This is a genomic window from Rhizobium nepotum 39/7 (assembly GCF_000949865.1).
GTDB lineage: Bacteria > Pseudomonadota > Alphaproteobacteria > Rhizobiales > Rhizobiaceae > Agrobacterium > Agrobacterium nepotum.
The window spans coordinates 23,091-47,105 of record NZ_JWJH01000006.1 but is presented as its reverse complement, the minus strand read 5'-3'; the positions used below and the strand labels follow the sequence as shown (position 1 = coordinate 47,105).

The following is a 24,015-nucleotide window of genomic DNA, read 5'->3' as shown; positions in this document are numbered from 1 at the left end:
GACGCTCACGCCCTCTCCCTGTCGCCCACCAGCAGCCCGATGCCGGCCATCAGCGCGTCCTCGTCGTAAGGCTTCCTGATAACCGGCACATTGCCGAATTCGTCCGGCACCATGCTGGCATCGGCATAGCCGGTGGCGAAGAGGAAGGGGATGCTGCGGCGGTGCAGTTCGCGCGCGACGGCGATGGACGTGTCGGAGCCGAGATTGATGTCGAGGATAGCCACATCCGGCACATAGTTCTTCAGTTTTTCGATGGCCATTGCCGAAGATGTCGCGGTTTCGATCGTCTTGATGCCGTTGTCCTCCAGCATGTTCTCGACATCCATCGCGATCAGCATCTGGTCTTCGACGAGCAGTATTTTCAACGACTCCTCCCCGTTGGAACGCCTGGGCTGCTGCACGGCTTCATCCTCGGTCTTCGTGTCGGAGACAGTTATTGCCGCCGAGATATGGCGGGAGGGTAGGAGCATTTCCGCCTCCAGGCCATCCGGCAAATATCGCATGGTGCTGCGTCCGCCCAGATCGTAAGGGATGCTGCGGCTGATGAGCGCCGTGCCGAAACCGGCGCGTGACGGTGTGGGCAGTCTGATGGGCAGAATTTCCCGCCACCGCATTTCGCAATCGCGGTTCTCGTTGATTTCCCAGCGCACCTGCAATTGTCCGCCGGTCTGCGAAAGCGCGCCGTATTTTGCCGCGTTCGTCGCCAGTTCATGCAAGACCAGAGCCATGACGGAGAATGCGCGCGAATCGAGCGTCACCTGTGGTCCGGCAAGATCGACGATCGTCTCGGGCGAGCGATGCGGTGACAGCTCGGCATCCAGCAGATCGCGCAGCGCCCCGCCGCCTTCACCGCGAATGATCTGGTCATGGGCAAAGGACAATGCCTGAATACGGCCCTTCAGCGCGTTGACGTATTCTTGCAGGGTTTTACCCTCCTGCGAGGGCGTGCCGACCAGTGATTTGATGATGGCGAGAACGTTCTTGACGCGGTGGTTGAGTTCCTCGTTCAGCATGCGCTGGCGCACTTCCGCGCGCTCCCTTTCGCCGGCCATCAGCTCGCTGTGATGGAATGCGACCTCGACCAGCGCTATTCTGGCCGCTTCGGCGATTTCCCGGTCCGCTTCGGACCATGGCTGCGCCTGAAGGCGGACGGTTTCCTTCCAGATCGCAAAGCTCTTGCGCGGGGTGAGGCGATCGCCCAGCGAGCCGGTCGCGTAGGATTTTTCCGGATTGCCGCCCCAGTTCAAATTTTGCACGATCTCCCTGCGGAAAAACAGCAGATAGTCGTTCTTGACCTGCGACAGCGGAATGGCGAGCATTCCGGCTGCGGTACCGGCATAGATTTCCGCTTCGGGTATGGCTTGCGAGATGGCATGGGTGGCCCAGACCTTTCCTTCGCTGGCCGAGGCGACGAAGCGCGCCAGCCTTGGAATGGCGTCTGGCGGCGGCGTTGCGCCGTGGCCGTGCCAGTTGTTTCCGACCCAGAGCCCGACGCCGTCGCATGGCATGAGCTCGGCAAAATCCTGGAAACTGTCGATCAGCAGTTCGCCTATGTTGTTGTGGTGGGCAGCAAGGCGCAGAAAGCGATCGAGAGCGGCATGGGCGTGATTGACGGTATCGAACCGGCGCTTCTGCTTGAGGACTTGCAAATGCATGGAGAAAAACTCGCCGAACATTTCGGCGGCGATCCTCACCGGCATTGTCAGAACGCGGGGCGAATAATGGTGGCAGGCGATGAGGCCCCACAAGGCGCCATCGACGATCACCGAAATCGACATGGAGGCCGCGACACCCATGTTGCGAAGATATTCGCAGTGGATGGGCGAGACGCTGCGCAAATGCGCGAATGACAGATCGAGCGGTTCGCCCGATGCATCGATGGCGGGCAGCACGGGAACCCGCGCGCCACTGGCATCGGAGATGATGCGTAGCGTGTTCCTGAGATAGAGCGAACGGGCCTGCTGGGGTATGTCGCCCGCTGGAAAATATTGCCCGAGGAAGCTTTCCAGTTCCGGCTGCTTTGCCTCCGACACGACCTTGCCGGCCCCGTCTTCCTCGAAACGGTAGATCATCACCCGGTCGTAACCCAGGGTCGCTTTTACCAGCCGGGTCGTTCTCGATATCAGACTTTCGACACTGTCGGCCTCGCGGATGCGATCCACCATCTTGCGTGCGGTGCCGAGCGGCTGCATCTCGCTTTGCGACGGTTCGAATTCGATGATCGTTGTCGCCTTGTAGCGGTGGAGCGAAATATCGAAGCTGCGGCCGTCGCCCATTTCCGTGGCGGGCAGCATTGCGGGGCGCGCGGTTCTGCCGGTTACAGTGAGCGCGTTTCGAAGTTCGTGGACAAGGTTTTTACCGAGCACCTCTTCGGCGGTCCTGCCGTTGATATCGCCATCGAATCCCAAAAGGTCACGACAGTTTTCCGAATGCCGCAGGATCATGCGCATGGCGTTGTCGCAGGCGATCAGGCAACCATGCGGCTGAATATAACCTGGAATGTGGATGGGTTCGCGGTCGCAATTGGTAAGATCGACAGGATAGTCAGTGGATGCCATGAATCAGTCTTTCGCACCCTGTATCTGTCTTGCGCTGAAAATATCCTGTTCGTCCCGAGACGGAAAAGCCTGAATAATTCATTCTGGTATTGCCAACCCTTCCCCGTTTTCTGCAACCGTGACGCCGGTTTTCCGTTCTGTTACAGCCCGCCGTCATGTGGTCCCCGTACCCCTTTTGTCATCGGGTATAATTGAACATCGTACAACGTTGGCAACCGCCAATTTGTTCCGAATTATCTGAAGGAAAAAATGTGCCGCAGAAGAAAATGACCATCACCACCGCCCATGGGCAGGGCCTTTACGAGTTCACGTCCGAGGCCGAGCGTTTTGTGAGGCAAGCGGACATCGACAAAGGCCTGCTGACCGTCTTCGTCAGGCACACATCCTGCTCCCTGCTTATTCAGGAAAATGCCGATCCGGATGTCAGGCGCGATCTGACGACATTTTTTTCCCGCCTCGTGCCACCTTCGGACGACGCCTCCATGCGCTGGGTCATCCACACGCTCGAAGGTCCTGACGATATGCCCGCCCATATCAAGTCGGCCCTGACGGCGGTTTCCATCGGGGTGCCGATCAGTGGGGGCAGGCTCGTTCTCGGCACATGGCAGGGCCTCTATCTTTTCGAACACCGCGACCGGCCGCACCGCCGCGAAGTCGTTCTGCATATCTCCCCCTGATTCCCGTCAAAAGTCGCGCGTTTTCCCGTTAATATCCATGAACGTCTGCTGAACATGCGGTTCTGCCCGCGTTCAGGCGGAGGGGTCTAGGGTCTCGTCAATCGCCGGGGGAAGTTCCCTGCCGGCGCAGAAACAAACGGAGTGAGCTCGATGTTCAGCACTTTTGCAAAAGCCGGCCTGGCGGCCCTCATTGCCCTCGGCGGAATTTCCGCCACCGCTCCAGCTGCTTCGGCTGGCTCGGATGTTCAGTTCAGAGTTCAGGTTCAGGATGGATACGGCCATGACAGAGGTCGCGGTCCGGGCTGGGGTCGTCCCGATCGTCCTGGTCCGGGTTGGGGCCGTCCTGATCGCCCGCGTTACGGTTGTTCGCCGCAGTTTGCGGAAGAAAAGGCAAGCCGCATGGGTCTTCGCCGCGCTCGCGTTGTCGACGTATCGCCGCGCCGCGTCGTGGTTGCAGGCTTCGACCGTCGTGGCCGTGACCGCGTCGTCTTCGCCAATGAGCGTGGTTGCCCGGTAATCCGCCGCTAAAACGGTCGATATTGATCCGCCGAAATCCCCCGCCCTTTGGGTGGATCAAAAAAACGCCCCTCCTTGTCCGGAATGACAGGCGAGGGGCGTTTCATTTTGAGCATCGCCCACGCGGGCACTTGCGCACAGCTCTCGGAAAATGGGGCGACGGGCAATGCCGCCGCCCTGGTCGGCTTTACTGGTCGAGAGCGAAGGTGACGTTGATAACCACGCTGTAGCTGTTCTCACCCGAAGCGATCGGCACGCTGTCGGCCTCCTTCGCCATCGCGGCGCGCATCATGCCCTGCGGCACCGGCATCGGGCGCTGCATGTTCTCGCTGATCTGGATGACGCGGCCAAGCTTCACGCCCGCCGCTTCCGTCAGCGTCTTCGCCTTGGTCAGTGCATCGGCAACGGCCTGTTTGCGGGCCTCGGTCACCGTTGCCTCCGGCTTGTCATTGGTGAAGGTGATATCGCCGCCCTGGTTGATACCGAGCTTGACGGAGGTATCGAGAATCTCGCCGAGCTTCTTCAAGTCGCGCACGCGCACGGTCAGCCCGTTGGACACCTGATAACCGGTAATTTCCGGGGCGACATAAACGCCGTCCTTGGGTTCATAATGCTTGTAAAGCGGCTGCACGGAGAAATTGCTCGTCTGCAGATCGCGGTCTTCGATGGCGGAGGCTTTCAGCGCCTTCAGAACCTCGGCGAGCGCCTTGGAATTTTCCGTAAGCGCCGCAGCCGCCGTTTCCGCCTGCTTGACGACGCTGAAGGACAGGATCGCCATATCGGGGGCGATCGCCGCCTGGCCTTCGCCGGAAACACTGATGGTGGCTTCGCGCGGGGTGGCTTCCTGCGCAAGGACATTACCGGCAAGCGGCATCGTTGCCACTGCGGTCAATGCGGTAAGTGCGAAAAGGCGGGCCTTTATCGTCGTCATGGCGTTTCCTCGTTGATTGTGTCCCTTGAGAGGGTATTGCCTTAGATTGTGAAGCTAATACGGCAGCGGCAGTTTGCGATAGCATCAATGGCTTGTCGGGCTGTAAAAATTACGTTAGAGCGTGACCCACCGGATTCGAACCATTGCGAAGCCGGTGTTTCGGATAACTTGTTCCGATAAGGGCCTGTAGCTCAATGGTTAGAGCCGGCGGCTCATAACCGCTTGGTTGGGGGTTCGAGTCCTCCCGGGCCCACCATTTTCTCATGTTTCGAATGAATGAACGAAATTCCGCACAGCGAATCGATACTTCATTGATCATCGCCGTCGTCGAAACTTTTGCCCATCCAACAAAAAATCCGACCAGCCATTCAGACTGATCGGATCATTCATCGCGAATTTTCAGCTATGTGGTCAGTTGCAGACCCGCATGCTTTCGGTGTGCCAGCCGCCGTCATAGGAATTGGGGACGCGGCGGTCTTCGAACCAGCAGCGCGGTGGGGGCGGCGGTGGCGGTTCGTAGTAGCGGGGGCCGCCGTTGCCGTTGGCGATTGCGCCGCCGATCAGGCCGCCGATGACGCCTGCGGCCAGTCCGCCGGCGATTGCTGCGCCGTCATTGTGGCGACGATGTTCGCGGTAGGGCGGTGGGGGCGGGCCGCCACGGTCGTAACCACGGTCATAGCGCGGACGATAGGGATAGTCCTGCGCGGCAGCGGTGCCGTAGGATGCGAAGACGCTGCCGGTGGCGACCAGCGCGGCAATTGTGGAAAGAATTATCTTTTTCATCGAGGGCTACTCCATAAGCCTGCGTCGGGAGATAGAGGCTCATTATGCCCGCATGATGGCATGGGTCTGCTGAACGGTCTGTGAATGTTTCATTTTTGCGGGGTTCATATCTTTCGCGCCGCTAAAATTGATGAGCGAAACCGGTGCGGTCTTCCGGCCAAGAAAAAGCCCGGCGGATTGCCGGGCTTTTTATGTCGACGCTGGTCGGTCGGGATCAGAACTTCACACCGATGCCCACCTTGACGGTGTGCTGGTCTAGATCGGTGTTGATGCCGAAGATATCCTTGTCGCCGAAATCATTGTAGCGATATTCCAGCCTGCCGAACACATTGTCGGTGAAGGCATAGTCCAGACCGGCACCGACAGTATAGCCGTTGAAGGTGGTGCTGTCCTTGCCGCTTCCGGGCGTTTCGATGAAACCGCGCGTGGCCGTCCAGCCGGCGGCCCCGTAGATCAAGGCCCGGTCGAACGCGTAACCGACGCGGCCACGAACGGAACCCTGCCAGTCGGTGCCGACGTTCACGCCGGCATAGTCATTGTCGTTCCAGTTATAATCGACGTCACCCTCGATGCCGAGAACCACATTATTGTCGAACTGATAGTTGTAACCGGCAAAAGCGCCCAGAATGCCGCCATCGAAGCTATCCGACACGACGGGGCCGCCGGCCGAAAAATCGCCATTCGCCCAGCCCGCACCGCCTTGAATACCAAGATAGGGACCAGACCAGGTGAAGACCGGCAAGGTTTCCTGTGCGACCGGAGGCGCCGGCGTTTCGTAGACGGCATCCGCAGCCATTGCGGTGCTGGCCGACAGGGCCAAGAGTGACGTTACGATCAGCGTTTTCATCGTTATTCTCCCTGAGCTGACTGACCACTATAACATATATTAGGTTCATTTAATATGGGTTGGGGATCGGCGGTTCCAAGGGGCATGGTGTCCCTTTGTGTTGCCGGTCGTCTTGCCCGTATCGCGACGTATTTTACCGCCCCGCCATGCTGTTCTGATGCGTCGAACGCCTCCGGCGGCGTTTGGTTCCCTTCGCCGTTTCGTCCAGGTTGCGGTGGCGCGACGGGCCGGAGTCACGCTTGGTTGTCTTGACAGCAGGGGGCACGACCATAGAGTTGTGCATGTCCGCAGCAATGCCGGTGCTTCGCCGTTCCAGTCATCCGTATATGAAACGGCATGGAGCGGCAGTTGAGACGGTGCTGTTACGACGTCGGGAAAGGACGGTCGTTGCGGGCAAGAATGGGCAAGGGAGGACAGGATCGCATGCGGGTCAGTTTTTATGGGGGAGGGGCTACGTGATTGTCGGAGCCGTTCTCAGTGCCATTCTTCTTCTCACCCTCATCGCTTTTCCGCGGCATCTCAAACCCGTCGTTATCTGCCTGTTGCTGATCTGGACGGCGACTGCCGCCTTCGTCATCTATGACTGGCGGCGCGGCAGCCAGCGGCTCGACCATGTCATTGCAACAGCAGGCTTCGACGCAGCGTGCACCGACACGGCTGCGCCCATTCGCGTCAGCTTCCGCAACGACAACGACGTCGCCATTCAGCGCCTGACCTATACGCTCGAAGGGTTCGAGCCGGCCTTCCGCGCCTCCGTCGCCTTCGATCCCTATCAGGTGAGCGAAAGGCGGATCGAGGCCGGAGAGACTTTCGCCGCATGCCGCGCGTTCCGGCTGCGCAACAATGAAAGGGTGGACCCACAACGGCTGGAATGGCGCGTTAGCGTCATTTCCGCAGAGTTTGACTGAACGATGCTGTTCTTCCGGCTATCACGGCATTTTGAAGATTTCCGCGCCGCTGCTGAAAATCCTTGCACCGCAAGGTGTTCTTAAAGATGCTCGCGTCCTTGCCGGCCGTGCTGCGGCGGCTTTGGCTGGCGCGGGACTTGTTTTCGCCGGGTTGCGATGCCAACTCCCAACCGTCCGATGAATCTTGCGGGTTGATGTCTTGCGTATTGTTCTGAAGTTTCTGAAAGTCACCGCCATCGGTCTTGTCGCCCTGCCGGTTCTGGCGGGTGCGCATATGGGCATCGGCCAGCTGACCGGAAATTTCCACGAGGTCATTCCCGGCGAACTTTACCGTTCGGCCCAGCCGAGCGGCAAGGACATCACGGCCTATGCCAAAACCTACGGTATCAAGACCATCATCAATCTGCGTGATGAAAAGCGCGAAGGCTGGTATGACGCCGAGAGCCAGGCGGCGAAAAGCAACGGCGTCCGGCTTGTCGATTATCCGCTGAGTTCAAGCGAAAAGCTCCCGGTGGAGGAAGCGGAAATGCTGGCGGCGGTGCTGCGCAACGCCGAAAAGCCGATCCTTATTCATTGCGAGCACGGCGCCAACCGCACCGGGCTTGCATCCGCGATCTATGTGGGGGCCGTGGCCGGCAGAAGCGAGGCCGCCGCCGAGTTTCAGCTTTCGCCCTATTACGGCCATGTGCCGATCCCCGGTATCGGGCGGTATGAAATGTATCAGTCCTGGGACGATTTCGAGGAAACCATCGGTTTTTGAGGGTGGCCCGTGAGGTCTTTTCAGGTTGCGGAAGCTGAGGCCGTTGGCCTCACACGCGACGTCATCCTCGGCCTTGTGCCGATGATCTATCCACGTCGCGCCCAGCAGACAGGTTGCAGATGCTCGGGACAGGCCCGAGCATGACGGAGGAGAGGTTCTCGAACCTCGTCGTCAGCAGCCTCTGCCTCCCGCAACACTCCTCAATAAAGTCCGCCGCTTTCCTTGATTACTTTCGTCAGGCTTCCCGTTGCCGGGAAAAGCGGGATGAGGCAAGCCTGAAGCGCGTGGTAGATATCGCCCTTGCCGGGAAAGAGTGTGTGGGCGGGAACCAGATTTTCCGTCAGTTCCTCATGCCAGCCGCCATTGTCGTGGTCGATGAAGTTGTTGGAAATTGTGCTCCAGATGCGGCGGTAGCTGTCTTCGTAGAACTCGTCCGCCGGCAGGTTTTCGTTGAGGAAGTGGGCTGCACCCGCCGCCTCGCACATGGGCCACCAGAGCTTCGCCGTCTTGTCGGGATTGTCGTTCCAGTCGAGCGTATAAAAGAAGCCGCCCTTTTCCCGGTCCCAGCCAAGCGTCATGGATTGTACGAAAAGCGATTTCGCCGCCACCGGCATCCAGTCGTGGCGGCGCTGCCCCAGCACCCACAATTGCAGAATGAGACGCGCCCATTCCAGCCAGTGGCCGGGGGTGGAGCCGGAGGGGCGGAACATTTCGTTGCCGCGATACTCCTTGTCGAGTGTCCAGTTCTCGTCGAAATGCTCCGGCACGCGGAAATCCAGCTCGCCGGCGCGGCGGCGAATGACGAGGTCGGCGATGCGTTCGGCCTTGGTCAGGTAATTGCTGTCGCCGGTCGCCTCATAGGCCGCCATCAGCGCTTCCGTCAGGTGCATGTTGGAGTTCTGGCCACGATAGTTGTCGATGGGCGACCAGTCGCGATTGAACTCCTCGGCGATCGCGCCGTGTTTCTCTTCCCAGAAGCGGGTTTCCAGAACCTCGGTAACGTCGGCCAGCATCCGGTCGGCAAGCGGGTGGCCGACGGTCTTGGCGGAGGAGGCGGCCAGCAGCACGAAGGCATGGCCGTAACCCTGCTTGGTGGCGTCAAACGGGCCGCCATTATTGACCTGCCAGAAATACCCGCCGTGCTCGCTGTCGCGATGCTTGTTCCAGAGGTAGGTCATGCCATGGTCAACGATATCGCCGCAGCCGGGACGTCCGAGCAGATGGCCGATGGAGAAGCAATGCACCATGCGTGCCGAGGCATGGATGCCGCGCACGGGATCGTTTTTTTGCAGCGGTGCGCCCTTGGGGTCGAGATCGAAGAAGCCGCCGGCCGGGTTGACGGCGCGGTATTGGAAGAAGTCGAAAAGGCCCTCGGCCTGTTTGACCAGCCATTGGCGATGCCACGGCAGGGCGTTCCAGTTCCGGTTGTTATGGTCGTCCTCGGGCATTTCGTCCTCCATACGGTTTACTGCTTCGGCTTATATCCTTGCCGTATAAACCTGTCATCTGCCCGTGAAATTTCGTAGTCTGCGGCAACGGCGCAAAGTCATGTCTGTCCCTTGAAGATATATTGACATAAACATATCTTTATGTGACTTGACGAGTTGCTATCTTGCAAATCGAAATGAGGAGTGTGCCCGTGTTTGACGATCTGTTCGGCCCTGAAGGGGCAAAGCGCGACGGCGCGGAAATCTTGCAGGCGTTGCGCGATGCCGCGAGCGAACGCATCCTCATTCTCGACGGCGCGATGGGTACGCAGATCCAGGGGCTGGGTTTTGATGAAGACCATTTCCGGGGCGACCGTTTCATCGGCTGCGCCTGTCACCAGCAGGGCAATAACGACCTTCTTATCCTGACCCAGCCGGACGCCATCGAAGAAATCCATTATCGTTACGCCATGGCCGGCGCGGATATTCTCGAAACCAACACGTTTTCATCGACGCGCATCGCGCAGGCCGATTACGAGATGGAAAATGCGGTCTACGATCTCAACCGCGAGGGCGCGCAGATCGTGCGACGCGCTGCGATCCGCGCCGAGCGCGAGGATGGTCGCCGTCGCTTCGTGGCGGGAGCCATCGGCCCGACCAACCGTACGGCCTCGATTTCGCCTGACGTCAACAATCCCGGTTACCGCGCCGTCAGTTTCGACGATCTGCGCATTGCCTATGGCGAGCAGATCGACGGCCTGATCGACGGCGGCGCCGACATCATCCTGATCGAGACGATTTTCGATACGTTGAACGCCAAGGCGGCGATCTTCGCCTGCGAGGAGCGTTTCGAAGCCAAGGGTATCCGTCTGCCTGTCATGATATCAGGCACGATCACCGACCTTTCCGGCCGCACGCTTTCCGGCCAGACGCCTTCGGCGTTCTGGAACTCGGTGCGCCACGCCAACCCCTTCACCATCGGCCTCAACTGCGCGCTGGGTGCCGATGCGATGCGCCCGCATCTGCAGGAACTTTCGGACGTTGCCGATACTTTCGTCTGCGCCTATCCGAATGCCGGTCTGCCGAACGAATTCGGCCAATATGACGAAACGCCTGAGATGATGGCGCGTCAGGTGCAAGGTTTCGTCCGAGACGGTCTCGTCAACATCGTCGGCGGTTGCTGCGGCTCCACGCCGGAGCATATCCGGGCGATTGCCGAAGCCGTCAAAGGCTACAAGCCGCGCGAAATCCCCGAGCACAAGCCGTTCATGTCGCTTTCGGGCCTCGAGCCTTTCGTGCTGACCAAGGACATTCCCTTCGTCAATGTCGGCGAGCGTACGAATGTTACTGGATCGGCCAAGTTCCGCAAACTCATCACCGCCGGCGATTTTACGGCGGCGCTTGCGGTTGCCCGCGACCAGGTGGAAAACGGCGCGCAGATCATCGACATCAACATGGATGAAGGCCTGATCGATTCGGAAAAGGCGATGGTGGAGTTTCTGAACCTCATCGCCGCCGAGCCGGATATCGCCCGCGTGCCTGTCATGATCGACTCGTCCAAGTTCGAGATCATCGAAGCCGGTCTGAAATGCGTGCAGGGCAAGTCGATCGTCAATTCGATTTCGCTGAAGGAAGGCGAGGAGAAGTTTCTCCAGCAGGCGCGGCTCGTCCATAATTACGGTGCGGCGGTTGTGGTCATGGCCTTTGACGAGGTCGGGCAGGCGGATACCTATCAGCGCAAGGTGGAGATCTGCGCGCGCGCCTATAAGCTGCTGACCGAAAAGGCGGGCCTGTCGCCGGAAGACATCATCTTCGATCCGAACGTCTTTGCGGTGGCCACCGGTATCGAGGAGCACAATAATTACGGCGTGGACTTCATCGAGGCCACCAAGACCATCCGCGAGACCATGCCGCTCACGCATATTTCCGGCGGCGTCTCCAACCTGTCCTTCTCCTTCCGCGGCAATGAGCCGGTGCGTGAGGCGATGCATGCCGTGTTCCTCTACCACGCCATTCAGGTCGGCATGGATATGGGCATCGTCAATGCCGGGCAGCTTGCGGTTTACGACAACATCGATGCGGAACTGCGCGAGACCTGCGAGGACGTGGTGCTGAACCGCCGCGACGATGCGACGGAGCGACTGCTTGAGGTAGCCGAACGTTTCCGTGGCACGGGCGAAAGGCAGGCGAAGGTGCAGGATCTGTCCTGGCGCGAGCTTTCCGTCGAAAAGCGGCTTCAGCATGCGTTGGTCAACGGTATTACCGAGTTCATCGAAGCCGATACGGAAGAGGCGCGCCAGCAGGCCACCCGCCCGCTGCATGTCATCGAAGGGCCGCTAATGGCGGGCATGAACGTGGTCGGCGACCTGTTCGGTTCCGGCAAGATGTTCCTGCCGCAGGTGGTGAAATCCGCCCGCGTCATGAAGCAGGCGGTTGCCGTGCTGCTTCCCTACATGGAAGAGGAAAAGCGCCTGAATGGCGGCTCCGAGCGGAGTGCTGCCGGCAAGGTGCTGATGGCGACCGTGAAGGGTGACGTGCACGATATCGGCAAGAACATTGTCGGTGTCGTTCTCGCCTGCAACAATTACGAGATCATCGATCTCGGCGTCATGGTGCCGACGACGAAAATCCTGGAAACGGCGATTGCCGAGAAGGTCGACGTGATCGGCCTTTCCGGTCTCATCACGCCGTCGCTGGACGAGATGGTGCATGTGGCGGCCGAAATGGAGCGGCAGGGTTTCGACATCCCGCTTCTGATCGGCGGCGCAACGACGAGCCGGGTGCATACGGCCGTGAAAATCCATCCGCGATACGAGCAGGGCCAGGCGATCTATGTCACCGATGCCTCGCGCGCGGTGGGCGTCGTCTCAGCACTTCTCTCCGCCGAGCAGAAGCCCGCTTATATCGATGGCATCCGGGCCGAATATGCCAAGGTGGCGGAAGCCCATGCCCGCAACGAGCGCGAAAAGCAGCGACTGCCGCTTTCCCGTGCCCGCGAGAATGCGCACAGGATCGACTGGTCGACCTATAGCGTCGTCAAGCCGCAATTCTTCGGCACCAAGATATTCGAGACCTACGATCTGGAAGAGCTTTCCCGTTACATCGATTGGACGCCGTTCTTCCAGACCTGGGAGCTGAAGGGTCGATATCCGGCGATCCTTGATGACGAAAAGCAGGGCGAGGCGGCGCGGCAGCTCTTCAGCGACGCGCAGGCGATGCTGAAGAAGATCATTGAGGAAAAGTGGTTCCGGCCGCGGGCGGTAATCGGCTTCTGGCCCGCCAATGCGGTGGGCGACGATGTCAGGCTGTTCACGGATGAAAGCCGCAGGCAAGAACTGGCGACCTTCTTCACGCTTCGCCAGCAGCTTTCCAAGCGCGACGGACGCCCGAATGTGGCGCTCTCCGATTTCGTGGCGCCGGTCGATAGCGGCGTTGCCGATTATGTCGGCGGCTTCGTGGTGACGGCGGGCATCGAGGAAGTGGCGATTGCCGAACGGTTCGAGCGGGCCAATGACGATTATTCGTCCATTCTCGTGAAAGCGTTGGCCGACCGTTTCGCGGAAGCCTTTGCCGAGCGCATGCATGAGCGGGTGCGCAAGGAATTCTGGGGTTACGCGCCGCAGGAGGGGTTTGGCAGCGATGAGCTGATCAACGAGGCCTATGCCGGCATCCGCCCCGCGCCCGGTTATCCGGCCCAGCCCGATCATACCGAAAAGAAAACGCTGTTCTCCCTGCTGGACGCCACCAATGCTGCGGGCGTGGAGTTGACGGAAAGCTATGCCATGTGGCCGGGCTCCTCCGTCTCCGGCCTCTATATAGGCCATCCCGAAAGCTATTATTTCGGCGTCGCCAAGGTGGAGCGCGATCAGGTGCAGGACTATGCGCGCCGTAAGGATATGCCGGTGGAAGAGGTAGAGCGCTGGCTCGGACCGGTGCTCAACTATGTGCCGGTGAGCGGCGCTGAGAAAATCGACAGCGCGGCTTGAGGTTTCAGGCACCGTTGTTGCAAATGAAAAAGCGCGGGTTTGCCCGCGCTTTTTTGTGTTCCGCCGGCGAGTGTCCGTTTTATTTGGCGGCCCGGACATTCGGAAGCAGGAACGTCTGACCTACGCCGAAGATCGTTAAATCTCAAACTGCTGACACGACCGATCGGAGTGCTTCGGCAGCTATTCGAACCGGTCGATGATGCTGATGCCGCTTTCCTGGAAACTGTTCATGGCGGGCAGGGCGGTGATGGCATCGGAAAGCGTGATGTGGCGGCCGATCAGTTTTTCGGGCGCAAGCTTGCCGCTTTCGATCATTGCCAGCATATCCTCGTAACGCCATGCCTGCATGCCGTGGCTGCCGTAAATCTCCAGTTCGTGGGCGATCACCCGGGCCATGGGGATGGCGGGCATGGCGTGATCGGCCAGCATCAGCCCCACCTGCACATGGCGACCGCGTCGGCGCAGGTTGCTGATGGAGTTGCAGCATGTCTGCGGGTGGCCAAGCGCGTCGATCGAGACATGGGCGCCGCCGCCGGTTATCTCGCGCACCGCCTCGGAAACATCGGCAACCGAGCGGCTGTTGATGGTGGCGGTTGCGCCGAGCTGGCGCGCAAGTTCGAGCTTGTCTTCCGCGATGTCGATGGCGACAACCTGTGCACCGAGGCCCGCGCCGATCATGATGGCGGAGAGGCCGACGCCGCCGCAGCCGTGAACCGCCAGCCATTCGCCGCCCTTCAGGCGTCCCTGATCGGTCACGGCCCGGAAGGAGGTGGCGAAACGGCAGCCGAGACCGGCAGCAGTGGCGTAACTCATTGCATCAGGCAGATGCACGAGGTTCTGGTCGGCGTAATCGATAGCGACATATTCGGCGAAGGAGCCCCAATGGGTGAAGCCGGGCTGGAACTGTGTCTCACACACCTGCTGATTACCGGAGCGGCATTCCTGGCAATGGCCGCAGCCGGAAACGAAGGGAACGGTGACACGGTCGCCGGTTTTGAAGCGGGTAACGTTCTTTCCGACTGCTGCGATAACGCCGGCGAATTCGTGGCCCGGAACGTGCGGCAGGCGAATATCCGTGTCGTGACCCATCCAGCCGTGCCAGTCGCTCCGGCACAGGCCGGTCGCCTTCACCTCGATGACCACACCGCTATCGGTCGGCTCGGGATCTGGCAGAGATGCGACGACAGGGGTCTCGCCGAACAGTTCGTAGAAAAGCGCGCGCATCATGCCCTCACATCATTGGTAGCGGGTTCGAATTATACCTGCTCTACCTGCTTCCGCCGATTGAGAAAAGCGATTTAATCTTTGATCACCATAAGATCACCGGCCGCGAATTTAAGCGTTACTTGCTCGCCAAGGGTAGGCGGGGCAGTGCCTGGATCGTTGAACATATCGAAAGACAAGGTCGAACCGCCGAGATCGAGACGCGTGCGAATGACCGAGCCGAGGAACTGGCTTGAGGTGACGATACCGGAAATAGCGACGTCGCCCTTCGCATCGACGCCGAGAGCGCCTGCTTCCGGGCGCAAGGCGAGGGTGATTTTTTCACCGTTCGCGGCCTCGACCGGCTTGTGCAGGGTGATCTGCTGCTCTCCGACACGGATGGTATTGGTTGAGGAATCGATGACGGTGGCGTCGATGAGGTTCAGTGTGCCGACGAAGGAGGCGACAAAACGGGTCGCTGGCTTGTTGTAGATGTCGAAGGGCGAGCCGATCTGGTCGGCGCGGCCGGAATTCATGACGACGATACGGTCGGAGATCGACAGCGCCTCTTCCTGATCGTGGGTCACGAAAATCGTGGTGATGCCAAGTTTCCGCTGGATCTGGCGGATTTCTTCGCGCAGCGAAACGCGGATTTTGGCGTCCAGCGCGGAGAGCGGCTCATCCAGCAGAAGCACTTCCGGCTTCGGGGCCAATGCGCGGGCGAGCGCCACGCGCTGCTGCTGGCCGCCCGACATCTGATAGGGGTAGCGGTCCGCGAGATGTTCCAGATGGATGAGCTGGAGCATTTCCTTCACGCGTGCATCGATCTCGGCTTTCGGCTTGCCGGCGACTTTGAGGCCGAAGGCGACGTTCTCGTAGACATTCATGTTCGGGAACAGCGCATAGGCCTGAAACACCATGCCGATATTGCGCTGGTTGGGTCTACGCGTCGTCTGGTCCTTGCCGTTGATGACGATCGATCCACCGGTCGGGATTTCGAAACCGGCGATCATGCGCAGCACGGTGGTCTTGCCGCAGCCCGATGGTCCGAGAAAGGAAACGAACTCGCCCTTCTCGATGGCCATGTCGAAATCATGCACGACCTGCACGGAGCCGAAGGATTTCTTGATATTGCTAAGTGTCAAAAAGCTCATGAAAATCTTGTCCTCAGGCCTTGGGAGGCGCGCCCTTGTGGTAGCGTGAAACGAGTTGGATCAACCCTAGGCAACCCCAGGTGATGCCGAAGGAAATCACGGCAAGTGCCGCCGGTTCATAGGCGCGGTTGGCGCCAAGCAGCTGCATATAGGGACCGAAGGCCGGGCGGTTTAAAAGTGCCGCCATGGTGAATTCACCGATGACGATGGCGAAGGTTAAAAATGCGCCCGACAGGACGGCGACCAGTACATTCGGCAGGATGATGCGCGACAGGATGGTCGTCCAGCCTGCGCCAAGGCTTTGGGCGGCTTCCGTCAAGGTCGCGACATCGATGGTTCTGAGACCTGTGTCGACGGCTCGATACATGTAGGGCAGAGCGAGTATGGCGTAACCGAACATCAGAAGAAGGTTGGTGCCGAAGGTCGTGCCGGTCAGCGGCAGCCAGCTGGAGGTGTTGTATAGCCTGATATAACCGAAAACGATGACGATGGCCGGGATGACCAGCGGCAGCAACGTTATGAACTCGATATAGGGGCGCAGGTGCGGCAGTTTCAGGCGCACCCAATAGGCCGTCGGCACCACCAGCAGAACACCGAACACGATGGTGAACAGCGCCATCACTACCGAATAGCTGAAGGTTTCCTGAAAACGCGGGTCGGAGAGCACCTTGCCATAGGCGTCGAAGGAATATTCGCCACGCCGCATTTTCAGCGAGAAGTTGGTCATGCCGATCAGCGGCAGGGCGAAATAGAGAAGGCCGAAGACTAGCGCGCCCCAGGCGAAGAACTTCTTCATTTGAGCCACCTTTCGCTGCGGGCGCGCAGCCAGATATAAAGCGCATTGGCGATGCCGGTCACGACGATCATGCCGAAGGCGAGCGCGTAACCGAGATGCGGATTGCCGAGAACGTCGCCGCGGATCTGCGCGAAAAGCAGGATCGGCACGATGTTGAGCGAGGAGCCGGTGAGCGCAATTGCGGTGGCCACAGCACCAAAGGCATTGGCAAACAGCAGCGACATGGTGCCGAGCAACGATGGCAACAGGATGGGGAAGGCCACCATGCGCCAATATTGCACGCCGGTCGCGCCGAGGATTTCCGCAGCCTCGCGCCATTCGCGCTTCAGCCCGTCAAGCGCCGGGGTGATGATGAGGATCATTAGCGGTATCTGGAAGAACAGATAGGTGACGGTCAGGCCCCAGAACGACAGGATGTTGAAGCCGAGGAGTCTCAGATCAATACCGATCTGTGTCTTCAGGAATACGGTGAGGAGGCCGACAGGGCCGAGCGTGGCGATGAAGGCGAAGGCGAGCGGCACACCGGCAAATTGCGAGGCGACGCCCGAAAATGTGAGGAGTGGCCCGCGGATACGCTGCGGCAATCCGCCGAGAACGACGGCCGCGGCGACGGCAAAGCCGACCAGGCAGCCGAGGGCTGCCGAGGCGAGGCTGATCTTGATCGAAATCCAGTAGGCCGCGAGGATGGAAGGTGTGAAAAGCCCCGCGATGTTTTCGAGCGTAAAGCTGCCATCGGGGCGCTGAAACGCGCCGATAACGATCTTCATCGTCGGCAGGATCAGAAACAACAGAACAAAAACGGCAAATGGTACGACGCCTATCCAGTTAAGCGGCAACTTCCTGCCCGCATCGGATGGTCCGCCGGTGTTGGTTGATGGCATGCCTTGTCCCCAAACGCCGTTTTCAAAACGGTCTGTCTATAAAGGTCTTTAACTATAGCACGTCCGGTTGAAACGGTACCGTCGGAGGCGCTCTCGATCTTTGTTTTGCGCATTTTCCGGACATAAACCGCTGCGCATTTTTACTGGAAATGCTTTAAAAGAAGCACCCCGGCTTTTTGACCGGCCGGGGTGCGTTTTCAACAGTTTACTTCACGTTCGCGCCGACGACGCTGTCCCAGCCGCCGGTAACGGCCGCCTTGTTGGCGTCGACTTCCTCGAGTGTCGGGAAGATCGCCTTTTCATAGGCTGCTGCCGGCGGCAGGCTGTCGATCAGTTCCTGCGGAACCTTGCCGGCCTTGACCATGGCGTTGAAGCGGATCGGGTGGCAATAGCCCTTCAGCCAGCCAAGCTGACCGTCGTCGGAATAGAGGTGTTCCATCCAGAGCTTGGCAGCGTTCGGATGCGGGGCGTAGGCGGAAATGCCCTGAACGTAGACGCCGGCCAGAACGCCTTTTTCCGGAACCACGACTTCCGTGGGCGGGTTGTCGTTTAGCGTCTTCTTCCAGGAAAGCGCGTTATAGTCCCAGGCGACGATGATCGGGGTAGCACCCTGCGCCAGCGTTCCTGCCTTGCCGATGACCGGCAGGAAGTTACCGGCCTTGTTGAGATCGGCAAAATATTTCAGGCCAGCTTCGCCGGCTTCCTTGCCGGATTTTGCACCCGATGCCAGACCGGCTGCAAGAACGCCGAGGATAGCCTGGTTGGAAGCGCGCGGGTCGCCGGCAAGTGCCACCTGACCGGAATATTCCGGCTTCAGCAGGTCGGCCCAGTCCTTCGGCACGTTGGTGACGAGGTCCTTGTTCACGAACATCGACATAACGCCGTAATAGTCGCCGTACCAGTAACCGTCGGCATCCTTGACGTTATCGGGAATTTCGTCCCAGGTGGAGACCTTGTAGGGCTGCAGCAGGCCTTCGGCCTTCATCTGCGGGCCGAAGGCGAGACCGACGTCAACGACGTCAGGAGCCTGCGGACCCTTGTTGTCCTTGTTCGCCTTCACCGCTTCGACTTCATCGGCAGAGCCGGCGTCGGGGTTCAGTTCGTTGACGGTGATTTCCGGATATTTCGCCTTGAAAGCGGCGATGACCTCGCCGTAACCACACCAGTCGTGCGGCAGCGCAACGGTGGTCAGCATGCCTTCCTTCTTGGCGGCGGCGATCAGTTCGGCGCTCGGCGCAGCAGCAGCGATCGCGGTGGAGGCCATTACCAGAGCGGTGGTGGCAGCAAGCAGTCGACGGCAATGAGAGATCACTTTTTTCTCCTCTTCGTGTTCTCGTATTACGGACGCTGATACGGATTCTGGATGAAGCTAATGTGACGGCCGGATTGCAATTTATTTATCCGGATTCCGCCACTTTACGCCCATTTTCCGCCATCGCCCGGCTTTGTGCCTGCAATTGCGGGTAATCCCATCATCATTCGTGTTGGCCAGATATGTTCCCCAGCTTGTTTTTATCCTGCTTTATCGCGCTGGTAGCGATTTCAGGTATCCAATCAGCCGGCGGTTTCCGCGTCAAGCACTGTGCCGGCTACTGATGTTCATGTCCGATCCGGCCTGCGGAACAGGCGTGTCTGCTCAAACAGGCCTTCCAGCGCGTTCATTCGCTCCCTGGTTTCATCCCAGGTGCCGCTTTGCACCGCTTCGATCAGTGCTTCGACGACAAACAACGTGACGACCGAGGAATCCCATGCCGAGGGCGCCTCGATCCTGACGCGGAAGGTGTGCAGCGCGTGGCGCGCCACCGGCGACGTCCATTGATCGGTAAAAAGAATGATCTGTACGCCGTTTGCCTTTGCCACCTCGGCGAGCGTCGTCATGTCGTGCTCGTAGCGGCGGATGTCGAAGATGACAAGCACATCGCCGGCGCTCATGTTCAGCATATATTGCGGCCAGGCGCTGGAGTTCGACGACATCAGCGTCGTCTTCGGCCGGATCACCTGCATATGGGTGAAAAAATATTCGGCGATCGCGCCGGTGATGCGCCCGCCGACGAAATAGATGCTGCGTTTGCGGTCCGAGAGCAGCTTGGCCGCATTGTCGAAGACGGCGGTGTCGAGATCGCTCAGCGTGTCGCGCAGATTGCCGGTGATGGCATCGGCGAAGCGGTTGAGAATGTGCAGGCCCGGCGCATTGGTGGCCCAGCGGTCATGTTTCGCGATCGGGCCGGAGATCGTCGCTTCCAGTTCCTGATGCAGGTGGGCCTGAAATTCCGGATAACCTTTGTAGCCGAGTTTCTGCACCATGCGCGCCACGGTCGGCGTCGAAACGCCGGCATTTTCGGCAATGGTGGTGATGCTGCCGAGACCCGAGACGGGGTAGTTGCCGAGCAGGCTCTCCGCCAGCCGTTTTTCCGAACGGGTCAGCTCGGCGTAGTGAGCATGAATGACATCCGACACGGTGGCCGTTGTGCTGCGCAAATTTTTCCCCTTCCGGTCTTTCTGCCGGTGTATCCGCTGAAATAAACATCTGCGCCAGCTACAGAGTCAATGGGCGAATGAAGAGAAAATTTCAAAATTCCATTTGACACCGACCATAATGTGAAGAATTCTTTTCTTCATTGGCGGAAATAGCGGTTCGGGGCGGGATGCGTGCATGACGGTGCGTTCACGGTTTTTCACAGAGGCGGAAGGGCAGGCTGTCGGCGTCGAGAATGCCGCCGCGAAGGGCGATGTCATTCTCGTCTGCGAACACGCCTCTGCCACCATCCCGCAAAAATTCGGTACGCTCGGTCTTTCGCAGGACGTGCTTTCGAGCCATGCGGCCTGGGATCCGGGTGCTCTGGCCGTTGCCAGGCTGCTTTCGCAAAGCCTCGAGGCGACGCTGGTCTATCAGCGATTTTCGCGGCTGGTCTATGATTGCAACCGTCCACCCGAATCACCTTCCGCCATGCCGGTGAAAAGCGAGATTTACGATATTCCCGGCAATCTCGATCTGAGCGAGGCGGAGCGGTTCGCCCGTATCTCGGCACTTTACGTGCCGTTTCACGACCGTGTCAGCGAGATCATCGCCGAGCGACAGGCCGCAGGCCGCAAGGTGGTGGTGGTGACCGTTCACAGCTTTACGCCGGTCTATCACGGAAAATTCCGCGAGGTGCAGATCGGCATCCTGCACGATACCGACAGCCGAATGGCCGATGCGATGCTGGCGGGCGCTGAGGGTTCTGCGCTGACGGTCAGACGCAACGATCCTTACGGTCCGGAAGACGGTGTGACGCATACGCTGCGGCTGCACGCGCTACCGGACGGACTTTTGAATGTGATGATCGAGATCCGCAACGATCTGATCGCCAATGAGGGAGACCAAGCGGCAATTGCCGGGTTTCTCCACGAGCTTATGGGGAAAGCGCTCTCATCAATCGATGAGTGAGGGAGCAAGGGCGGCCGATGGTGAAAACACCGGGGCCGACCGTCAATGAGACTGCCGCCATTCGATAAAAGCCGGAACGGCACGAAGCGGCAGGGGAACAGCAGATGCGTGCGGCGCAGCGCGGGAAACTTCCCGGGCGATGCCGGAAACTGGGGCACAATCGGCCAATAACGGCTGACTGGCTTTTTTCTTATCAGGAGAGAAGGGCATGGACGGTTCATCATCAGGCGTCAGCTACAAGAAGGCTGATGCATCCTATTTCGAAAAACGCGGACTATCCCGTTACGCGGGCGTTTGGTCGTTGTGGGCGCTTGGCGTCGGCGCGGTCGTCTCCGGGCATTTTTCCGGATGGAATTTCGGTTTCTCCACCGGCGGCTGGGGTGGCATGCTGGTTGCCGGCATCATCATCGCTGTCATGTATCTCGGGCTGACATTCTCCATTGCGGAAATGAGCCCGGCGCTGCCCCACACGGGCGCGGCCTATTCCTTCGCCCGCACCGCCATGGGGCCGTGGGGCGGGTTTGTCACCGGACTTTGCGAGAATGTCGAATATGTTTTGACGCCGGCGGTCGTCGTCACCTTCATCACCGCTTATGTGAATTCTATTCTCGGGTTGGATCCCGCCTATTCGCCATTCGTCTGGATCGCTTTTTACGCGATGTTCCTTGCCCTCAATGTCTTCGGGCTGGAGCTTTCCTTCAAGGTTACGCTGGTCATCACACTGATTTCGCTCGGTGTTCTCGTGTTCTTCTGGATCAGCGCCATTCCGAACATGGATTTCTCGCGTTATGCGCTGAATATCGGCGTCGGGCCGGATGGCAAGGCGGTGGAGTTGCCGGAGGGCGGCGGTTCCTTCTTCCCCTTCGGTTTTTCCGGTGTTCTCGCCACGCTGCCCTTTGCGGTCTGGCTGTTTCTGGCCATCGAGCAGCTACCGCTTGCGGCTGAAGAATCGGTCGATCCGAAACGCGACATGCCGAAGGGCATCATCCTCGGCATGGTTACGCTGATGGTCTCGGCCTTCATGATCGTGCTGCTCAATCCGTCCCTGCCGGGCGTCGGCTCTTTCCATCTCAGCTCCTCGCTCGAACCGCTGCTGGATGGCTTCAAGGCAATCTACGGCGATGGCGGCGTGGTGCTGCTCGGTCTCGTGGCGCTTACCGGCCTGATCGCCAGCTTCCATACGATCCTCTATGCGCAGGGTCGCCAGATCTATTCGCTGTCGCGTGCGGGCTACTTCCCGACCGTGCTGTCGATCACCCATTCGAAATACCGGACGCCATACGTTGCCAACATCGCCGGCGCTCTCGTCGGTCTTGCGGTCATGCTTGTCATCTGGTTCTCGCTGGGTGCGGAACAGGGCGGCAGCATCATCGGCAGCGTTCTCCTCAACATGGCAGTGTTCGGCGCCATGTTCTCCTACATCCTACAGGCGATTTCCTTCATTCTGCTCAGGAAAAACCTGCCGCATATCGAGCGGCCGTTCCGCTCGCCCTTCGGCATTCCGGGTGCAGTATTGACGGTTATCATCGCCATTGTGACGCTGCTCTATCAGATCCAGGATCCGAACTTCACCAAGGGTGTGTTGTGGGTCGCCGTATGGTTTGCCGTCGCGATCGCCTATTTCGCCTTTGTCGGACGCCATCGCCTCATCCTGTCGCCGGAAGAGGAGTTCGCGCTGGAGCACAAGCAGGCTGCCGTTGCAGCAGCGGGTGCGAAGGCCTGATGCTCGAACAAACGGGCGGCCGCATCCCGGCCGCCCTTCCATATTAAAAGGGAACGGACGAAAATGACGAGCTATACATTTGACGCGCTTAAAATGGATGTCGCCGAAGGGCGCATCGACACGGTTCTGGCCTGCCTTGTCGACATGCAGGGGCGTCTGATGGGCAAACGGTTCCAGGCGGAGTTCTTCGTCGAAAGCGCCTTTGAAGAAACCCATAGCTGCAACTATGTGCTTGCCACCGACATGGAGATGGAAACCGTTCCCGGTTACAAATCCTCAAGCTGGGAAAAGGGATACGGCGACTACACGCTGAAGCCCGACCTTTCGACGCTCCGTAAGGTGCCGTGGCTGGAGGGAACGGCGCTAGTGCTGTGCGACGTTCTGGATCATCACACCCACGAAGAAGTGCCGCACTCGCCGCGTGCGCTCCTGAAAAAGCAGGTGGCGCGGCTGGAGGCGATGGGGCTGAAGGCCTATATGGCGACGGAGCTGGAATTTTTCCTGTTCGACCAGACCTTCGACGCGGCGCGGGCCAGCGGCTACAAGGACCTGAACCTCGCCAGCGGCTACAACGAGGACTACCATATCTTCCAGACGACCAAGGAAGAAGACGTCATGCGGGCGCTGCGCAAGGGCCTGCAGGGTGCCGGAATTCCGGTCGAGAATTCCAAGGGCGAGGCGTCTCCCGGCCAGGCTGAGATCAACGTGCGTTATGCCGAGGCGCTGACCATGGCCGACCGGCACGCCATCATCAAGAACGCCACCAAGGAAATCGCCTGGTCGAAGGGCAAGGCGGTCACTTTCCTCGCCAAGTGGAACTACAATGCCGCCGGCAGTTCCTCGCATATTCACCAGTCGCTGTGGAGCCTGGACGGCAAGCCGGCCTTCCTCGACAAGGACGGCGAACACGGCATGTCGGATGTGATGCGGCACTATGTTGCCGGGCTTCTGGCGCATGCCAGCGACATCACCTATTTTCTGGCGCCCTATATCAATTCCTACAAGCGGTTCATGGCCGGCACGTTTGCGCCGACCAAGGCGATCTGGAGCCTCGACAACCGCACGGCGGGATATCGCCTGTGCGGCGCGGAAACGAAAGGCATCCGTATCGAATGCCGCGTCGGTGGCTCCGATCTCAATCCCTATCTCGCCATGGCAGCCTTGCTTGCGGCGGGCATTGACGGCATCGAAAATAAACTCGAACTTGAGCCCGCTTTTGTCGGTGACGCCTATGGCGGCAAGGACGTGCGCGAGATACCCAAGACATTGCGCGACGCCACCGCCTTTCTGGACGGATCGAAAATGCTGCGCCAGGCCTTTGGCGACGATGTGATCGATCATTATGTCCACGCCGGAAGGTGGGAGCAGGAAGAATACGACCGCCGCGTGACCGACTGGGAAGTGGCACGCGGTTTCGAGAGAGCCTAATCATTACGGG

19 protein-coding genes and 1 tRNA gene are annotated in these 24,015 nt (G+C 59.5%); 9 read left to right on the top strand and 11 right to left on the bottom strand.

Annotated features, from left to right (window positions below; translation table 11 throughout):
• Positions 1 to 5: 5 nt before the first annotated feature.
• Positions 6 to 2,558, bottom strand: coding sequence for an HWE histidine kinase domain-containing protein (locus RS75_RS07570; protein WP_045018932.1), 2,553 nt, complete (start codon positions 2,556 to 2,558; stop codon positions 6 to 8).
• Between the two features lie 251 nt (positions 2,559 to 2,809).
• On the opposite strand from RS75_RS07570, the gene RS75_RS07565 reads away from it, so the two are divergent.
• Both RS75_RS07565 and RS75_RS07560 read left to right on the top strand, forming a co-directional pair.
• Entirely contained in the window at positions 2,810 to 3,235 is a 426-nt protein-coding gene (locus RS75_RS07565) for a secondary thiamine-phosphate synthase enzyme YjbQ (RefSeq protein ID WP_045018930.1), read from the top strand.
• Between the two features lie 150 nt (positions 3,236 to 3,385).
• On the top strand, positions 3,386 to 3,763 hold the full coding sequence (locus tag RS75_RS07560; protein ID WP_045018928.1) for a hypothetical protein: 378 nt from the start codon (positions 3,386 to 3,388) through the stop codon (positions 3,761 to 3,763).
• A 175-nt stretch (positions 3,764 to 3,938) separates the two neighbouring features.
• Here RS75_RS07560 and RS75_RS07555 read toward each other — a convergent pair whose 3' ends face one another.
• Positions 3,939 to 4,682, bottom strand: a complete 744-nt coding sequence (locus RS75_RS07555; RefSeq protein ID WP_045018926.1) for an SIMPL domain-containing protein — start codon at positions 4,680 to 4,682, stop codon at positions 3,939 to 3,941.
• 180 nt (positions 4,683 to 4,862) lie between these two features.
• On the opposite strand from RS75_RS07555, the gene RS75_RS07550 reads away from it, so the two are divergent.
• Positions 4,863 to 4,938 (top strand) — tRNA-Ile (locus tag RS75_RS07550).
• Between the two features lie 155 nt (positions 4,939 to 5,093).
• On the opposite strand, the gene RS75_RS07545 is transcribed toward RS75_RS07550, so the two are convergent.
• The gene (locus RS75_RS07545) at positions 5,094 to 5,465 is read right to left on the bottom strand and encodes a hypothetical protein (RefSeq protein WP_045018924.1); all 372 of its coding nucleotides are present in this window, start codon (positions 5,463 to 5,465) and stop codon (positions 5,094 to 5,096) included.
• A gap of 214 nt (positions 5,466 to 5,679) precedes the next feature.
• Positions 5,680 to 6,312, bottom strand: a complete 633-nt coding sequence (locus RS75_RS07540; RefSeq protein ID WP_045018922.1) for an outer membrane protein — start codon at positions 6,310 to 6,312, stop codon at positions 5,680 to 5,682.
• 455 nt (positions 6,313 to 6,767) lie between these two features.
• On the opposite strand from RS75_RS07540, the gene RS75_RS07535 reads away from it, so the two are divergent.
• Together RS75_RS07535 and RS75_RS07530 are read left to right on the top strand one after the other, a co-directional pair.
• Positions 6,768 to 7,220, top strand: a complete 453-nt coding sequence (locus RS75_RS07535) for a hypothetical protein (RefSeq protein ID WP_045018920.1) — start codon at positions 6,768 to 6,770, stop codon at positions 7,218 to 7,220.
• A 199-nt stretch (positions 7,221 to 7,419) separates the two neighbouring features.
• Positions 7,420 to 7,980, top strand: coding sequence for a dual specificity protein phosphatase family protein (locus tag RS75_RS07530; RefSeq protein ID WP_045018919.1), 561 nt, complete (start codon positions 7,420 to 7,422; stop codon positions 7,978 to 7,980).
• A 200-nt stretch (positions 7,981 to 8,180) separates the two neighbouring features.
• Here the strand turns inward: RS75_RS07530 and RS75_RS07525 are convergent, their stop codons facing one another.
• A complete protein-coding gene (locus RS75_RS07525) occupies positions 8,181 to 9,440 on the bottom strand; it encodes an AGE family epimerase/isomerase (RefSeq protein ID WP_045018916.1) in 1,260 nt (419 codons plus the stop codon).
• A gap of 179 nt (positions 9,441 to 9,619) precedes the next feature.
• Here RS75_RS07525 and metH point away from each other — a divergent pair, with 179 nt between their 5' ends.
• A complete protein-coding gene (gene metH / locus RS75_RS07520; RefSeq protein WP_045018914.1) occupies positions 9,620 to 13,393 on the top strand; it encodes a methionine synthase in 3,774 nt (1,257 codons plus the stop codon).
• Positions 13,394 to 13,573: 180 nt separating this feature from the next.
• On the opposite strand, the gene RS75_RS07515 is transcribed toward metH, so the two are convergent.
• From RS75_RS07515 to RS75_RS07490, 6 genes are all read right to left on the bottom strand, one after another.
• Positions 13,574 to 14,617, bottom strand: a complete 1,044-nt coding sequence (locus tag RS75_RS07515; RefSeq protein ID WP_045019178.1) for a zinc-dependent alcohol dehydrogenase family protein — start codon at positions 14,615 to 14,617, stop codon at positions 13,574 to 13,576.
• Between the two features lie 74 nt (positions 14,618 to 14,691).
• Positions 14,692 to 15,750: an ABC transporter ATP-binding protein gene (locus RS75_RS07510; protein ID WP_045018912.1), complete on the bottom strand. Its 1,059-nt coding sequence runs from the start codon at positions 15,748 to 15,750 to the stop codon at positions 14,692 to 14,694.
• A 13-nt stretch (positions 15,751 to 15,763) separates the two neighbouring features.
• Positions 15,764 to 16,546, bottom strand: coding sequence for an ABC transporter permease (locus tag RS75_RS07505; RefSeq protein WP_045018910.1), 783 nt, complete (start codon positions 16,544 to 16,546; stop codon positions 15,764 to 15,766).
• Positions 16,543 to 17,427 carry an ABC transporter permease gene (locus RS75_RS07500; protein ID WP_045018908.1) on the bottom strand — a complete coding sequence of 295 codons (885 nt, stop codon included), beginning with the start codon at positions 17,425 to 17,427 and terminating at the stop codon, positions 16,543 to 16,545. Before RS75_RS07500 ends, RS75_RS07505 begins: the two co-directional genes overlap by 4 nt.
• A gap of 205 nt (positions 17,428 to 17,632) precedes the next feature.
• Positions 17,633 to 18,739 carry an ABC transporter substrate-binding protein gene (locus RS75_RS07495; protein WP_045018906.1) on the bottom strand — a complete coding sequence of 369 codons (1,107 nt, stop codon included), beginning with the start codon at positions 18,737 to 18,739 and terminating at the stop codon, positions 17,633 to 17,635.
• Between the two features lie 287 nt (positions 18,740 to 19,026).
• A complete protein-coding gene (locus RS75_RS07490) occupies positions 19,027 to 19,905 on the bottom strand; it encodes a MurR/RpiR family transcriptional regulator (RefSeq protein WP_045018904.1) in 879 nt (292 codons plus the stop codon).
• Between the two features lie 175 nt (positions 19,906 to 20,080).
• On the opposite strand from RS75_RS07490, the gene RS75_RS07485 reads away from it, so the two are divergent.
• The 3 genes from RS75_RS07485 (at position 20,081) to RS75_RS07475 (ending at position 24,005) form a co-directional block, all read left to right on the top strand.
• A complete protein-coding gene (locus tag RS75_RS07485; RefSeq protein WP_045018902.1) occupies positions 20,081 to 20,854 on the top strand; it encodes an N-formylglutamate amidohydrolase in 774 nt (257 codons plus the stop codon).
• A 208-nt stretch (positions 20,855 to 21,062) separates the two neighbouring features.
• The gene (locus RS75_RS07480; RefSeq protein ID WP_045018900.1) at positions 21,063 to 22,577 is read left to right on the top strand and encodes an amino acid permease; all 1,515 of its coding nucleotides are present in this window, start codon (positions 21,063 to 21,065) and stop codon (positions 22,575 to 22,577) included.
• A gap of 63 nt (positions 22,578 to 22,640) precedes the next feature.
• Positions 22,641 to 24,005, top strand: coding sequence for a glutamine synthetase family protein (locus tag RS75_RS07475; RefSeq protein ID WP_045018898.1), 1,365 nt, complete (start codon positions 22,641 to 22,643; stop codon positions 24,003 to 24,005).
• The last annotated feature ends 10 nt before the right edge of the window (positions 24,006 to 24,015 follow it).

Bases quoted from the DNA above. Each gene is read 5' to 3' on its own strand.
- RS75_RS07480 (WP_045018900.1), top strand. From the start codon at position 21,063: ATGGACGGTTCATCATCAGGCGTCAGCTACAAGAAGGCTGATGCATCC.
- RS75_RS07570 (WP_045018932.1), bottom strand. From the start codon at position 2,558: ATGGCATCCACTGACTATCCTGTCGATCTTACCAATTGCGACCGCGAA.
- RS75_RS07540 (WP_045018922.1), bottom strand. From the start codon at position 6,312: ATGAAAACGCTGATCGTAACGTCACTCTTGGCCCTGTCGGCCAGCACC.
- RS75_RS07505 (WP_045018910.1), bottom strand. From the start codon at position 16,546: ATGAAGAAGTTCTTCGCCTGGGGCGCGCTAGTCTTCGGCCTTCTCTAT.
- RS75_RS07475 (WP_045018898.1), top strand. From the start codon at position 22,641: ATGACGAGCTATACATTTGACGCGCTTAAAATGGATGTCGCCGAAGGG.
- RS75_RS07515 (WP_045019178.1), bottom strand. From the start codon at position 14,617: ATGCGCGCGCTTTTCTACGAACTGTTCGGCGAGACCCCTGTCGTCGCA.
- RS75_RS07555 (WP_045018926.1), bottom strand. From the start codon at position 4,682: ATGACGACGATAAAGGCCCGCCTTTTCGCACTTACCGCATTGACCGCA.
- RS75_RS07545 (WP_045018924.1), bottom strand. From the start codon at position 5,465: ATGAAAAAGATAATTCTTTCCACAATTGCCGCGCTGGTCGCCACCGGC.
- RS75_RS07510 (WP_045018912.1), bottom strand. From the start codon at position 15,750: ATGAGCTTTTTGACACTTAGCAATATCAAGAAATCCTTCGGCTCCGTG.
- RS75_RS07500 (WP_045018908.1), bottom strand. From the start codon at position 17,427: ATGCCATCAACCAACACCGGCGGACCATCCGATGCGGGCAGGAAGTTG.
- RS75_RS07525 (WP_045018916.1), bottom strand. From the start codon at position 9,440: ATGGAGGACGAAATGCCCGAGGACGACCATAACAACCGGAACTGGAAC.
- RS75_RS07560 (WP_045018928.1), top strand. From the start codon at position 3,386: ATGTTCAGCACTTTTGCAAAAGCCGGCCTGGCGGCCCTCATTGCCCTC.
- RS75_RS07485 (WP_045018902.1), top strand. From the start codon at position 20,081: ATGACGGTGCGTTCACGGTTTTTCACAGAGGCGGAAGGGCAGGCTGTC.